This is a genomic window from Vibrio fortis (assembly GCF_000695685.1).
GTDB classification, from domain to species: Bacteria; Pseudomonadota; Gammaproteobacteria; order Enterobacterales; family Vibrionaceae; genus Vibrio; species Vibrio fortis_A.
Genome location: NZ_JFFR01000020.1, coordinates 21,235 through 35,822 on the forward strand (window position 1 = coordinate 21,235; position 14,588 = coordinate 35,822).

At 44.6% G+C, this 14,588-nt stretch carries 14 protein-coding genes; 11 read left to right on the forward strand and 3 right to left on the reverse strand.

What is annotated here, in order from left to right:
• Positions 1–32: 32 nt before the first annotated feature.
• The gene (locus VFDL14_RS11490; RefSeq protein ID WP_017053745.1) at positions 33–641 is read right to left on the reverse strand and encodes a peroxiredoxin C; all 609 of its coding nucleotides are present in this window, start codon (positions 639–641) and stop codon (positions 33–35) included.
• Between the two features lie 221 nt (positions 642–862).
• On the opposite strand from VFDL14_RS11490, the gene VFDL14_RS11485 reads away from it, so the two are divergent.
• The gene (locus VFDL14_RS11485) at positions 863–1,768 is read left to right on the forward strand and encodes a hydrogen peroxide-inducible genes activator (protein ID WP_032551286.1); all 906 of its coding nucleotides are present in this window, start codon (positions 863–865) and stop codon (positions 1,766–1,768) included.
• A gap of 1,070 nt (positions 1,769–2,838) precedes the next feature.
• Here VFDL14_RS11485 and VFDL14_RS11480 read toward each other — a convergent pair.
• Positions 2,839–3,282 (reverse strand): CBS domain-containing protein, encoded by a 444-nt coding sequence (locus VFDL14_RS11480; protein WP_032551287.1) that lies wholly within the window; start codon positions 3,280–3,282, stop codon positions 2,839–2,841.
• A 278-nt stretch (positions 3,283–3,560) separates the two neighbouring features.
• On the opposite strand from VFDL14_RS11480, the gene queA reads away from it, so the two are divergent.
• The 7 genes from queA to VFDL14_RS11445 all read left to right on the forward strand — a co-directional run bounded on the left by queA (position 3,561) and on the right by VFDL14_RS11445 (position 10,824).
• On the forward strand, positions 3,561–4,613 hold the full coding sequence (queA, locus tag VFDL14_RS11475) for a tRNA preQ1(34) S-adenosylmethionine ribosyltransferase-isomerase QueA (RefSeq protein WP_032551289.1): 1,053 nt from the start codon (positions 3,561–3,563) through the stop codon (positions 4,611–4,613).
• A gap of 179 nt (positions 4,614–4,792) precedes the next feature.
• Positions 4,793–5,929, forward strand: a complete 1,137-nt coding sequence (gene tgt, locus VFDL14_RS11470) for a tRNA guanosine(34) transglycosylase Tgt (protein WP_032551290.1) — start codon at positions 4,793–4,795, stop codon at positions 5,927–5,929.
• 108 nt (positions 5,930–6,037) lie between these two features.
• Positions 6,038–6,367, forward strand: coding sequence for a preprotein translocase subunit YajC (gene yajC, locus VFDL14_RS11465; protein ID WP_032551291.1), 330 nt, complete (start codon positions 6,038–6,040; stop codon positions 6,365–6,367).
• 20 nt (positions 6,368–6,387) lie between these two features.
• Positions 6,388–8,244 (forward strand): protein translocase subunit SecD, encoded by a 1,857-nt coding sequence (gene secD, locus VFDL14_RS11460; protein ID WP_084181863.1) that lies wholly within the window; start codon positions 6,388–6,390, stop codon positions 8,242–8,244.
• A gap of 14 nt (positions 8,245–8,258) precedes the next feature.
• Positions 8,259–9,206 carry a protein translocase subunit SecF gene (gene secF / locus VFDL14_RS11455; RefSeq protein WP_032551294.1) on the forward strand — a complete coding sequence of 316 codons (948 nt, stop codon included), beginning with the start codon at positions 8,259–8,261 and terminating at the stop codon, positions 9,204–9,206.
• Between the two features lie 95 nt (positions 9,207–9,301).
• The gene (locus VFDL14_RS11450; RefSeq protein ID WP_032551295.1) at positions 9,302–10,186 is read left to right on the forward strand and encodes a LysR family transcriptional regulator; all 885 of its coding nucleotides are present in this window, start codon (positions 9,302–9,304) and stop codon (positions 10,184–10,186) included.
• Positions 10,187–10,302: 116 nt separating this feature from the next.
• Positions 10,303–10,824, forward strand: coding sequence for a hypothetical protein (locus VFDL14_RS11445; protein ID WP_032551296.1), 522 nt, complete (start codon positions 10,303–10,305; stop codon positions 10,822–10,824).
• Between the two features lie 148 nt (positions 10,825–10,972).
• On the opposite strand, the gene suhB is transcribed toward VFDL14_RS11445, so the two are convergent.
• Positions 10,973–11,776 (reverse strand): inositol-1-monophosphatase, encoded by an 804-nt coding sequence (gene suhB / locus VFDL14_RS11440; protein ID WP_032551298.1) that lies wholly within the window; start codon positions 11,774–11,776, stop codon positions 10,973–10,975.
• 181 nt (positions 11,777–11,957) lie between these two features.
• Here suhB and trmJ point away from each other — a divergent pair, with 181 nt between their 5' ends.
• The 3 genes from trmJ (at position 11,958) to VFDL14_RS11425 (ending at position 14,567) form a co-directional block, all read left to right on the forward strand.
• Positions 11,958–12,686, forward strand: a complete 729-nt coding sequence (gene trmJ / locus VFDL14_RS11435; protein WP_032551299.1) for a tRNA (cytosine(32)/uridine(32)-2'-O)-methyltransferase TrmJ — start codon at positions 11,958–11,960, stop codon at positions 12,684–12,686.
• Positions 12,687–12,803: 117 nt separating this feature from the next.
• Complete coding sequence (iscR, locus tag VFDL14_RS11430; RefSeq protein ID WP_084181864.1) at positions 12,804–13,325, forward strand: Fe-S cluster assembly transcriptional regulator IscR; 522 nt, start codon at positions 12,804–12,806, stop codon at positions 13,323–13,325.
• 27 nt (positions 13,326–13,352) lie between these two features.
• A complete protein-coding gene (locus VFDL14_RS11425; RefSeq protein WP_032551302.1) occupies positions 13,353–14,567 on the forward strand; it encodes an IscS subfamily cysteine desulfurase in 1,215 nt (404 codons plus the stop codon).
• Positions 14,568–14,588: the final 21 nt, after the last annotated feature.

Sequence of the window (14,588 nt, forward strand, 5' to 3'; positions counted from 1 at the left end):
TCACCCGTGTTGAGTCGGGCTTAAGAATGTAATTACTTGCTTAGGTCGTCTGCGTGCTCAGATAGGAATGCTGCAACACCTTTTGGAGATGCGTCCATACCTGATTTACCTTCTTCCCATTGTGCAGGACAAACTTCACCGTTCTTCTCGTGGAAGTTTAGTGCGTCTACCATACGTAGCATTTCGTCGATGTTACGGCCTAGTGGTAGGTCGTTAACTACTTGGTGACGTACAAGACCGTCAGCGTCGATTAGGAAAGAACCACGGAAAGCAACGCCAGCTTCTGGGTGCTCAACGTCGTATGCTTTACAGATTTCGTGCTTAACGTCAGCTACTAGTGGGTACTTAACTTGACCGATACCGCCATCTTCGATAGCAGTGTTACGCCATGCGTTGTGAGAGAATTGAGAATCGATAGAAACACCGATTACTTCAACGCCTTTAGCTTGGAAATCTTCTAGACGGTTGTCGAAAGCGATAAGCTCAGAAGGACAAACGAATGTGAAGTCTAGTGGGTAGAAGAAAACAACCGCTTTCTTACCTTTTGTGAATTCTGCGAAGTTGAAGTTATCAACGATTTCGCCGTTACCTAGAACAGCTGCTGCAGTAAAGTCAGGGGCTTGACGACCTACTAGTACCATTTTGGAATCTCCTAAAAAATTAGTTGGCCCAACACTTCTTTGATTGGGCTCCGTTTCTACGCGACAAACTATAGTACAATCGGTACTATAGAAAAAAGCGAATTAAATAGATTGAGTTCATCGAAAAAAACGATAAACCCTCTCTTTGTCCTTTCCAAGTCTATCGACCGTTCAGGAAGCGTAGACTCAAATTTATCTTACTCATATTACAAAGTAATTTCATGAATAAATGGCCAAGTCTTAAGCAACTTCACTATCTAGTGACACTCCATGAAACACGTCACTTTGGTGATGCCGCTGAGCGTTGTTTCGTGAGTCAATCGACTCTAAGTAAAGGTATACAAAATCTTGAAGAGTTGATTGGGTGTCCTCTATACGAAAAGAAAGATAAGAAGAGCCCACTGGTGTTTACTCATGCAGGTGAACAGGTGGTAGAGCATGGGCGCGAGCTATTAGCTAAAGGGCAAGACTTAGTTGAGCTAGGGCGACTATGCCAAGGCGGCGACATGCAAGGGCAGCTTAAAGTGGGCTGTATTCCGACGATTGCCCCTTTTCTTCTTTGTAACCTCGTTCAAGAGGTCAATGTTCGCTTCCCTGAATTGAACATGCTACTCCGTGAAGATACCACTACGAATTTGTTGGCTGCGTTACGCCAAGGAGAACTAGACGTCTTGATATTGGCATTGCCTGTCGATATTGATGGGATGGAAAGCCAAATTGTGGGTAGTGACCCGTTCCGAATGATCATCAGTCGCAATCAAGCAGATGCGATTCGCACGCCAATCAAATATGCAGACCTTCCGGATGAGTCGGTGTTCCTTTTAGAAAAAGAGCACTGTCTAACTGAGCATGCAGTGTCGGCATGTCAATTGACCGCCAAAGAGAAGATCAACCCGTTCTCTGCAACCAGCCTTCACACGCTAGTGCAAATGGTAGCGAATGGTTTAGGTACCACATTCATTCCTCAGATGGCGATCGATCATGGCTTGATTGAGAACCAGAACCTAGTGGTGGTTGATGCGCCGGGGCAACAAGCCCACCGTCATATTGGCTTAGTTTGGCGTCCTAGTTCTTCACGAGTAAGCACATTCAATCAGTTGGCAGAAGTTGTGTCAGAATTACTTTAATCTTTTTTCTATTCACGATAGCAATAAGTATTAAGTCAGATTTCCTGATAGCTTGAACAAAAGCACACTGCATTTTGTGTGCTTTTTAGTATTTTGTTCTGTTGAAATGATTTTGTTCAACGGCAAATAATTGAGAGCTTGTTAAGTAGCTTTCATTCATTTGTGAAATTTCACACGCTTAATTTTACACGTCTTATTTGGCTCCCTGTTTAACTTCCTTGATGCATATGCTTATCTGTGGTTGAAGGCTAACGACATTCTCAGGTTTACTCTAAATCAAACAGTTGTTTTAAACTGGGCGTTGCTCAATTTTTCAACGTAATAAAATTACGTAAATCTTCGAAGAGTAAGCTGTGAAAAAGCCATTTAGATCACAACGATATAAAGCTTTGAATTTAACTTTTTATTAACTTTAGACCTTTTGCTCCACCTTGGTTTGGGATAGATTAACTGCATGAAGACTAAGACTTATGTCTAGCTTCAGCTCACTTGTAATGGATTTCAAATTTGGAGATGGTAATAAGCGAAAGCAGCATGGAGCAGACATATATCGACGAGCAATCCCCCATAATATTAATCAGCTTGTCGACGCAAAATGTAGTTTTTGAGTTACAAACGTTCTTAGCGTTATGGCTCGTATTTAGATTGATAGAGATAGTGTCGAAACAGGGAAGTATGTTTGCTACATAAAAACCAAAGCAGACATACCTTACGCCACAGGCAAGCTTGAGGGATTAGGTACCCTTTCATCTAGCCCTTAAGTTATTTTCCCGAAATGAAGCCCAAACCTTTTTACCTGCGCAAAGGCGCACGATGTGAAATCAAGGAGTGCAGTGATAAGTGAAGCAATAAGTAGGAAGGCCGCCTACCTATATAAGAGTGAAAACCAGATCGAGCAATAACAAGATTCCTTACTGTTTACAGGAACGCATGAAACCCTGACCTTCGAGCGGCCCAATCCAGCCGCTCATTTTTTTGTCTGTCATCTATCAAAATTCACCGAACGAGATGAAAGGAATCAAGCTTGTTGAATTCAACTTAGACAATAAGCCCGCTTTAAAGAGCGTGTACTACACCTCAATCTCTTCAGGTTCACTCTCTTCTTGTAGCTCCAGTAGATTGATCGCAATGGTCACGAAGTCACTGTCTGTGATGATACCAACCAATTCACCATGCTCTACAACGGGTAGACAGCCCACTTTGTGCTTTTGCATATAAATAGCCGACTCTTTCAATCCCGCTCTCGGTTCAACCGACATGACGTTCTTGTGCATGATTTCATTGAGAGGTGTGGCGAGAGTATAAGATTGAGCTTGAGGGATGTTTTGTAGGCTGGATTCTTGAGCGGCAAGGACGTCGCGCTGGGTAACGACACCGAGCAGTTTCCTGTCTGCATCTACAACTGGAATGTGCCGAATATCCAAAGCTTCCATGGTGTGTTTAGCATCGGAGAGTGAGTGTGAGCGCAATAGGGTATGAGGGTTGCGAGTCATCATGTCTTCAACCTTGATCATACGGACCTCCTTATTATTCTATTTTACTGCTTCTACTATAGAATTATCTCCCCAAAATATCTGAGAGCTAACTCATTATTGGGTGACTTTTATGCAACAAATGTCGTTAAAGTCATGTACGATTTCGAGTCGATTTTTTACGCCTATTTACAATAATCAGGTACTCAAAACCTTGCTATTGCGTCACGTGCGCCTATACTAGCCCACTGCGAAAAATTTAGTCGCGGCTTTGTGTCGTCTACTGAATTGACCTCATCCAACTAAACAAGACTAGAAGAATGCAAGTTTCAGATTTTCACTTTGACCTACCCGATGAACTCATTGCTCGCTACCCACAAGAGGAGCGCACAGCAAGCCGCCTATTAAAGCTAGATGGCAATACGGGTAACCTAAATGATGGCTCATTTAAAGACGTTCTAGACTTGGTTGAACCAGGTGACTTAGTGGTCTTCAACAACACTCGAGTTATCCCTGCACGTGTTTTCGGTCGCAAGGCTTCAGGCGGTAAGCTAGAAGTGCTTGTAGAGCGCATGTTGGATGAGAAAAGCATTCTTGCACACGTTCGTTGTTCAAAATCACCAAAGCCAGGCACACAGTTGTTCTTGGGTGAGAACGATGAATATGAAGCAGAGATGGTCGCACGTCATGATGCACTGTTTGAGATTCGCTTTACTTCTGAAGAGAGCGTTCTAGATATCTTGAACAGCGTTGGTCATATGCCGCTGCCACCTTACATCGATCGTCCAGATGAAGACGCGGATAAAGAGCGTTACCAGACGGTCTATAATGAGAAACCGGGTGCGGTAGCTGCACCAACGGCAGGTCTTCACTTTGATGACAAGCTAATGGCTGATATGAAAGCTAAAGGTGTTGAGTTTGCTTATGTGACCCTTCACGTTGGTGCGGGTACATTCCAACCAGTAAAAGTGGACAACATCAACGACCACCACATGCATGCTGAGTATGTTGAAGTACCACAAGAAGTTGTTGATGCAATCGCGGCAACAAAAGCACGCGGTGGCCGTGTCATTGCTGTGGGTACTACGTCAGTACGTTCACTAGAAAGTGCTGCGCAAGATGCTCTGAAGAAAGGTACTGAGCTTGTACCATTCTTTGGTGATACAGAGATCTTCATCTTCCCTGGTTATGAGTACCAGCTGGTGGATTGTCTGATCACCAACTTCCACCTACCAGAATCAACGCTGATCATGCTGGTAAGTGCTTTTGCTGGTTACGATAACGTGATGGGTGCTTACGATCATGCAGTGAAGAGCGAGTACCGCTTCTTCAGCTATGGTGACGCGATGTTCATCAACAAAAAAACAAGCTAATTTTAGCCAGTAATAAGCGATATAAATAGAATTTACGGGTGCTAGCAGTAGGCTAGGAGAGAGGTTGAACATCAGCCTCTTTCTCGCAAGGAATCCGCGACCGCTCCTCATAGAGTCTTAAGACGAACTTAAGCTCTGAATTAACAGTCAGATTGTTTCTCTGGCATATTGGAGGCTTCGTGAAATTAAAATACGAACTTAAGAAAACAAACGCTGGTGCACGTCGTGGTCAACTTCAGTTTGAACGCGGTACCGTTGAAACACCAGCATTCATGCCTGTAGGTACTTACGGTACTGTAAAAGGTATGACTCCTGAAGAAGTAAAAGACACAGGTGCTGAAATCCTACTGGGTAACACATTCCACCTATGGCTACGTCCTGGTCAAGAAATCATGAAAATGCACGGTGACTTGCACGATTTCATGAACTGGCAAGGTCCTATCCTTACCGATTCAGGCGGCTTCCAAGTATTCAGCTTAGGTGCGATGCGTAAAATCACTGAAGAGGGTGTACATTTCCGTAACCCAGTAAACGGTGACAAGATCTTCATGGATGCAGAAAAGTCGATGGAAATCCAAAAAGACCTAGGTTCAGACATCGTTATGATCTTCGATGAGTGTACGCCTTACCCTGCGACACACAAAGAAGCGAAAGACTCAATGGAGATGTCTCTACGTTGGGCTGAGCGTTCACGTAACCACTTCGACAAACTTGAAAACCCGAACTCACTATTCGGTATCGTTCAAGGTGGTGTATACGAAGACCTACGTGATGTCTCTGTTAAAGGCCTAACTGAAATTGGCTTTGACGGTTACGCGGTTGGTGGTCTAGCAGTAGGCGAACCAAAAGAAGACATGCACCGCATTCTTGAGCACACATGTCCTCAACTGCCTGAAGATAAGCCTCGCTACCTAATGGGCGTAGGTAAACCTGAAGACCTAGTTGAAGGTGTTCGTCGTGGTATCGACATGTTTGACTGTGTAATGCCAACGCGAAATGCACGTAACGGCCACCTATTTGTGACTGAAGGTGTGATCAAGATCCGTAATGCGAAGCATAAAACGGATACAACGCCACTAGATTCAGAGTGTGACTGTTACACTTGTAAGAACTACAGCAAGTCTTACCTACATCATCTAGACCGTTGTAACGAAATCCTAGGTGCGCGTTTGAACACGATTCACAACCTGCGCTTCTACCAACGTGTTATGTCTGATATCCGTAAAGCGATTGATGAAGACCGTTTTGAAGAGTTTGTGGAAGAGTTCTACGCAAGAATGGGACGTGAAGTTCCACCACTGGGTAAAGAATCTTAGTATTTCTTTTGCGAGCCCCGTCTCTATTCATAGGGATGGGGCTTGAAAATAAAGGGATGCAACCCAATAAGACAAACAATTACGAAAATATAAATAGAGGATGTTTTAATGTTTATTTCTCAAGCACATGCAGCAGCAGAAGGTGCACCAGCTGGCGGCGGTTTTGAAATGCTAATCATGCTAGGTATGTTCGCGGTGATCTTCTACTTCATGATCTACCGTCCACAAGCTAAGCGTGTTAAAGAGCACAAAAACCTAATGGCTTCTATGGGTAAAGGCGACGAAGTTCTAACAAGCGGTGGTCTAATCGGTAAGATTACTAAGATCGCTGAAGACAACGACTACGTTGCAATCGAACTAAACCCAAACAACGAAGTAGTGATCAAGAAAGACTTCGTTACAGCAGTGCTACCAAAAGGTACTCTGAAATCTCTATAAACAGCTAGAGGATCCTCGCTGTGCTAAACCGTTATCCGTTATGGAAGTACCTGATGGTGATGTTTACCATTGCTATCGCTGCGTTGTACGCACTTCCAAATCTATACGGTGAAGATCCGGCAGTTCAAGTTACAGGGGCGCGTGGCGCCTCTGTAGATATGTCTACGCTGGATACTGTCACCAAAGCTCTTGAAGCCGAGAGCCTTCCTACTAAATCCGTTGCTCTAGAAAACGGTTCTATTCTTGTACGCTTTAACGATACCGATACTCAAATCAGTGCGCGCGATGTGATCACTGAAGCTTTGAATGAAGATGTTATCGTTGCCTTAAACTTAGCGGCTTCAACTCCAGACTGGCTTGAATCAATTGGTGCGGCACCAATGAAGCTTGGCCTTGACCTACGTGGTGGTGTTCACTTCTTGATGGAAGTGGATATGGACGCTGCAATGGAAAAGCTGGTGGGCCAACAAGAAGAAGCGTTCCGTAGCGAACTTCGTGAAGAGAAAATCCGTTACCGTGCAATTCGTCCATCTGGTAAAGATGCGGTTGAAGTATTGCTACGTAACGAGGAGCAACTTGCAGCAGCGAAAACGCTGCTAGAGTCTCTACACCCAGATATGACTTTCGTTGATTCTGAGTCGAATGGTCGTTTCTCTCTGATTGCTAACTTTACTGAAACGCGTCTTCAAGAGATCCGTAACTACGCTGTAGAGCAGAACATCACCATCCTTCGTAACCGTGTTAACGAATTGGGTGTTGCTGAGCCGCTAGTTCAACGTCAAGGCGCAAGCCGTATCGTAGTTGAACTACCAGGTGTTCAAGACACTGCTCGTGCAAAAGAGATTCTTGGCGCGACTGCAACGCTTGAATTCCGTGAAGTTGATAGCTCTGCGGATCTGGCTGCAGCAGCGGCAGGTCGTGCACCAGCAGGTAGCGAAATCAAGCAAGACCGTGATGGTCGCCCTGTTGTTCTTAAGAAGCGCGTTATCCTAGGTGGTTCGAGCATTACAGATGCAAGCTCAAGTGTTGATGAATATGGTCGTCCTCAAGTTAACATCTCGCTAGACAGCGAAGGTGGTAGCAAGATGTCTGCGTTCTCTCGTCAAAATATCGGTAAGCTAATGGCAACCGTATTTGCAGAGTATAAAGACAGCGGTCGTAAGACACCTGAAGGCAAAGTGATTCTGACTAAGCATGAAGAAGTGATTAACCAAGCAACGATTCAATCTGCGCTAGGCCGTAACTTCCGTATTACTGGTATCGATTCTGCTGCTGAAGCACACAACCTGGCACTTCTTCTACGTGCCGGTGCTCTGATTGCTCCTATCTCGATTGTTGAAGAACGTACCATCGGTCCATCTATGGGGCAGCAGAACATTGACATGGGTATCATGGCGATGATCTGGGGTATGGCTGCAGTAATGCTATTTACGCTTATTTATTACCGTCGCTTTGGCTTGATTGCTAACGTAGCGCTAATGGCGAACTTGGTGTTAATTATCGGTGTGATGTCGATGATCCCAGGTGCGACGATGACGCTACCGGGTATCGCAGGTATCGTACTGACGGTTGGTATGGCGGTCGATGCGAACGTACTTATTTTCGAACGTATTCGAGAAGAGCTACGTGAAGGTCGTAGCCCACAACAAGCGATTCACCAAGGTTATGCGAACGCATTCAGCACGATTGCCGATGCCAACATCACTACGCTTCTAACAGCAATCATTCTATTTGCTGTTGGTACGGGTGCGATCAAAGGCTTCGCGGTAACGCTGTCTATCGGTATTCTGACCTCTATGTTTACAGCTATCGTAGGTACACGTTGTATCGTGAACCTGATGTATGGCGGTAAGCGTGTAAACAAACTGTCGATCTAAGGCTAGGAATTAATATGTTTCAGATTCTAAAAGCAGACAAATTGATCGACTTTATGCGTTGGTCAAAGGTAGCTTTTGTTCTTTCTATCTTAATGATTGGTACAGCAATCTTTACTCTATCAACCAAGTCGTTGAACTGGGGTCTAGACTTTACTGGCGGTACCCTGATTGAAGTTGGTTTTGAGCAACCAGCGAACCTTGAAAACATCCGTTCGGCACTAGAGGCAAAAGGCTTTGGTGATGCGACCGTTCAGAACTTCGGTTCTGCTCGTGATGTTATGGTTCGTCTACGTCCACGTGAAGGTGTAGCGGGCGAAACGCTAGGCAACCAGATCCTATCAGCTATCGAACAAGGTACAGGTGAGCAAGTTGAAATGCGCCGTATCGAGTTCGTTGGTCCAAACGTAGGTGATGAGCTAACAGAAGCGGGTGGCCTGGCTATCCTTGTTTCTCTTATCTGTATCTTGATCTACGTATCGGTACGATTTGAGTGGCGTCTAGCTGCAGGTGCGGTACTCGCATTGGCGCACGACGTTATCATCACGCTGGGTGTTTTCTCTTTGATGCAAATCGAAGTGGACTTAACTATCGTAGCGGCATTGCTAACGGTTGTCGGTTACTCACTCAACGATACCATTGTTGTATTCGACCGTATCCGTGAAAACTTCCGTAAGATGCGTAAAGGCGAAGCGCCTGAAGTATTGAACAGCTCAATCACTCAAACACTGAGCCGTACATTGATCACTTCTGGTACAACCTTGTTCGTAGTTATCGCTCTATTTGTACAGGGCGGCGCGATGATTCACGGTTTCGCTACAGCACTTCTACTGGGTATCACAGTAGGTACTTACTCTTCTATCTATGTTGCTTCGGCACTAGCAATGAAGTTGGGTATCACTCGTGAACACCTAATGCCACCACAAGTGGAAAAAGAAGGCGAAGAGTTTGACGAAATGCCATAGGCGCTATGCTGAATGACATTTACAAACCGAAAAAACCGCTAGGCAACTAGCGGTTTTTTTATATACAGTGGAAGAGAAGATACGGGAGGCGGTTTATGGATCTGAATTCATTGAAGTATTTTATTGCAGTTTATGAAGAGCGAGGCGTCTCCAATGCGGCTAAGCAGCTTGGGATTACGCCATCAGCGGTGAGCCAAAACATCTCTAAACTGAATGAGTTCTATAATGAGGTTCTATTCGTTCGTTCTGGCAATACCCTTGTTCCGACCAGTAAAGGTGAGAGCCTCTATCAAGCGGTGAAACCTCATGTCGATGCGATAGCTGCTGAGTCAACGGCGCTGCGCAACCCAAGAAAATCTAAGCGAGTGATTACCTACTTTGGCCACAAAGATGGCGATATTCTCTTTTACCCTCAGTTATTAAACGCGATATCTCATTCTAACTTTGATCTCTCATTGACCAACCGTGCCAACTTTGTCGCTCAAGATGAGTGGTTAGATGAACTGCGCCTACGCAAAGCAGATTTCATGATATCCACCCAACCTGTTGAGCTCAGTGGATTCGAAAATACCTTATTGTTTGAAGATGAACTCGTCGCCGTGTGTTCTGAAAATCACCCGAAAAGAGACGCGATGCTCGATGAGTCCCGTTTTCTGGAATTGGATTTTATTGCTTGGAACACTCAAAGAGAGCAGCCTTTCATTTTAGATTCGTTATATTCCGGCAATGTAGAAAACCGCAATATCGTCTATACCTCGGACTCACTGCTCACTTCACTATATATGGTTTCTAAGAGTGAGTTGGTGTGCGTTGTAACCAAGCGCCATGCAGAGATGCTGAAAAATGAGCTGAATCTCTCTATCCATTCATTACCATTCTCTGAAAAGCTCTCTATTCCTGTCTACCTCAGTTATCGAAAAGTGCCTAAATCCGATGTCGTCCTTCATTGGGTTTTGAATCAAATCCAAGCCATCATATAACAACAATTTACGCTTTAACTTCAGCTAAACTGCGTTTTTAGCAGAGGTAAATAGAGACGCTTTAATATTCAGGTTAATCATTAATCGATTTCAAATGAATGTTTAAGGTGATAAAGATGAGCTTTCGAGTGACGACGATAGGCGTACTAGCAACAATGCTGTTAGTGGGTTGTGACGGTGAATCAACCAGTGAAAATGGTTACGAGACTAAAGGTGATGAACAACATATTACGTATGCTCTGTCTTACTACGATGCATTAAATTCTAATTGTTCTGACAGCTGCGGTGTTGTGGCGGAAGATAGCAGTGGAAACCATTATAAACTTTCTGTGGCGGATACCGCTGCGCGAGGTGGCAACAACTACGCTTATCTAGAGCACAAATACCATGATATCGAATTAGTGCCTTATCTTGGCTCCAGTTCTAACAAAGATTACGCCAACTATGTTCGACTCGATAGTGAACAGTTGGGGTATATATATCCGACTCTCGATCAGAGTAAGCCTGTATTGTGTATTAGTTTTACGACCCGAGATGGCTTTATCCGAATTACCGGGCTGTACCCGGGTTCGTTTGAAATGAGCCATTGCAAATGGCAATCAGATGCTCCAAACCTGCTGAGCAGAGTGAGCTATTAGTTGATTCGAGATAAAGAGATCTGGGAGTATTTGAACGAATACTTTATTGCTTTGGATAGAATTTACAAAAAAGCCTCGCATTAGCGAGGCTTTAAAATTTTGTCTCTTAACTGTCGTTATCGAAGTTAGAGCTTATCAAAGGTCTGAATTACTTCAGCATACCTTCGTTTGCGTTCTCACGAACGTGCTTAAGAATTGCTTTAACACCGCGTGCGCTTGAAGCAACAACGTTACCAGACTTCATGTAGTCAGTACCGCCAGCGAAATCAGTCAGGATTGCGCCTGCTTCACGTGCGATTAGATCACCTGCAGCCATATCCCATGGTTTTAGGTCTAGCTCTAGGTAACCGTCAACACGGCCAGCTGCTAGGTAACATAGGTCTAGTGCTGGAGAACCAGTACGACGGAAGTCAGAACAATCAACGAATAGACCAGAGATGATCTTCATGAAAGATTCAGAGTGTTGTTTAGCTTTGAATGGGAAGCCTGCAGCTAGGATAGAACCTTGTAGGTCTTTCAGCTGAGTTACACGCATACGAGCGTTGTTTAGCTGAGCACCAGCACCACGTTGAGCTGTGAATAGCTCGTTTAGCATTGGGTCGTAAACACACGCAACTTCAGTACGGCCGTTCATGCGAACAGCGATAGATACTGCGAAGTGTGGGAAGCCTTTAACGAAGTTGTTCGTGCCATCTAGTGGGTCAACGATCCATTGAACATCAGAGTCTTTACCTTCAGTAAGACCGTTCTCTTCAGAAACAATGCTGTGCTCTGGGTAAGAAGCTTTGATTGTTTCAATAATCATGTATTCAGCTTCTTTAGCAATATTTACAACGTAGTCGTTGTTGCCTTTCAAAGATGTTTCGATCTTATCAGTTGTTTCTAGAGATTTAGCAATGTGATTGCCTGCTTTACGCGCAGCGCGAATAGCAATGTTTAGCATTGGATGCATATGGAAATTCCCACAAGATGTTAAAGAACGATTTAAAGCGGCGGCGAGTATACCAAAGTTTTTGCAAAAGGGAAGTGGTTATTTTTTGAACTCTTGAAATCACATTCCTGTTAGGGTCTGACCATTTTACTTTGTGATGTGTTAATATCTCGCGATTATTTTTAAAGTGGTGTCATATAGCATGTTAGACAATGTAAAAGTCGTTCTCGTTGGTACTTCTCACTCGGGTAATATCGGCTCTGCCGCTCGTGCGATGAAAGTTATGGGTTTAAGCCAATTAGTATTGGTGGATCCTCAGTGTGAAGTAGATGAGCAAACAATGGCTTTGGCAGCAGGTGCTGGTGACATCGCAGAGAACGCGGTCATCGTATCGACGTTAGAAGAAGCAGTAAAAGATTGTGGCCTAGTTGTAGGTTCAAGTGCTCGTTCTCGCACGCTAGAGTGGCCGATGTTAGAGCCACGTGAGTGTGGTGAGAAGTTCGCTATCGAAGGACAAAAGCACCCAGTAGCGCTTATCTTTGGCCGTGAACGTACGGGTTTAACAAATGAAGAACTACAAAAGTGTCACTACCACGTTTGTATTCCAGCGAACCCAGAGTACAGCTCACTAAACCTAGCGATGGCAGTTCAGACATTGAGCTATGAAGTTCGTGTTGCACACCTAAATCAAGAGGCTAGCCAGTACCCTCCACAAGCTGAAGATGAGTATCCACGTCACGAAGAGCTCGAAATGTTCTACGAGCACCTTGAAAAAGTGATTACTGATACCCAATTTATCTCTAAGGACAAACCAGGTCAGGTGATGAATAAACTTCGTCGTCTGTTTAGCCGTGCACGCCCTGAAATCCAAGAAATTAATACTCTTCGTGGTATTTTGACCTCGGTTGAGAAGTCTCAAAAGGGCGAATAAGTACCCACAAATTCCGTAAGGGTGAATACCTGACTAATATAGTCAACTAAATACTTGACCAATTTAGTCAGGTATGGGAAGATTCCAACCACATAAACAATGTGGATACGGTGTGATATGAAACTTACATCTAAAGGAAGATATGCGGTCACAGCTATGCTAGATGTAGCACTGCATTCGCAAAAAAGCCCTGTACCTTTGGCTGACATCTCTGAACGTCAAGGTATTTCGTTATCTTACTTAGAACAACTTTTTTCTAAGTTGCGCAAAGCTGGCCTAGTGGCAAGTGTGCGCGGTCCTGGTGGTGGTTACCGCTTGGGCGCAGAAGCTGGTGACATTGCTGTCGGAACAGTGATCGCCGCCGTTGATGAATCGGTTGACGCTACTAAGTGTCACGGTCGTGGTGATTGCCAAGGTGGCACTCGTTGCCTTACGCACACACTGTGGCGTGATCTAAGCTCCCGCATCAGCAGCTTCTTAAATGACATTACGCTCGGTGAGCTAATGAAAGACAACGAAGTTTTAGAAATTTCTGATCGTCAAGACATCGATCTTGCGGTTAATAATGGTTTTGCACATAAAAATACGAGCACTACAACGATTAGTGCAGCACCTCACGGTGTTAATGCCCGCTCTTAGCGGTCAGTTTTTACATTGGAGTAGAAAATGAAACTGCCTATTTACTTTGACTATTCAGCTACTTGCCCAGTTGATTCTCGTGTTGCTGAAAAAATGGTTCAGTGTATGACGATGGACGGTAACTTCGGTAACCCAGCATCTCGTTCACACCGTTACGGCTGGCAAGCAGAAGAGTCAGTAGATAATGCTCGTGAGCAAATTGCCGATCTCCTGAATGCAGATCCACGTGAAATCGTATTCACGTCTGGTGCAACAGAATCTGACAACCTTGCTATTAAAGGTGCTGCGCACTTTTACGAGAAGAAAGGTAAGCACGTAATCACGTGCAAAACAGAACACAAAGCGGTTCTTGATCCATGTCGTCAACTTGAGCGTGAAGGCTACGAGGTAACTTACCTAGAGCCAGAATCAAACGGCATCATCGATCTAGACAAGCTACAAGCTGCAATGCGTGAAGATACAGTGCTTGTTTCTATCATGCACGTAAACAACGAAATCGGCGTTATCCAAGATATCAATGCAATCGGCGAACTATGTCGTTCACGCAAGATCATCTTCCACGTTGATGCGGCTCAGTCTGCGGGTAAAATCCCACTAGACGTACAAGAGACTAAAGTTGACCTAATCTCACTTTCAGCTCACAAAATGTACGGTCCTAAAGGTATCGGTGCACTTTACGTTCGTCGTAAGCCTCGTATTCGTCTTGAAGCTCAAATGCACGGTGGTGGTCACGAGCGTGGTTTCCGCTCTGGTACACTAGCGACACACCAAATCGTTGGTATGGGTGAAGCGTGTGCAATCGCTAAACAAGATATGCAGAAAGATTACGACCACGCACTAGCGTTACGTGAGCGTCTACTGAAAGGTGTTCAAGACCTTGAAGCAGTAACGGTAAACGGTGACCTAGACCAGCGTGTTCCGCACAACCTAAACGTGAGCTTTGCTTTCGTTGAAGGTGAGTCTCTGCTTATGTCTCTAAAAGACCTAGCAGTATCATCAGGTTCTGCATGTACATCTGCAAGCCTAGAGCCATCTTACGTTCTACGTGCTCTTGGTCTGAACGATGAACTGGCACATAGCTCAGTACGTTTCTCATTCGGCCGTTTTACAACGGAAGAAGAAGTTGACTACGCAATCGCACAGATTCGTGTAGCAGTAAACAAATTACGCGACATGTCTCCTCTATGGGATATGTATAAAGAAGGGATTGATCTGGACACTGTTGAGTGGGCACATCACTAATCTCACGGATATAGAGGATTC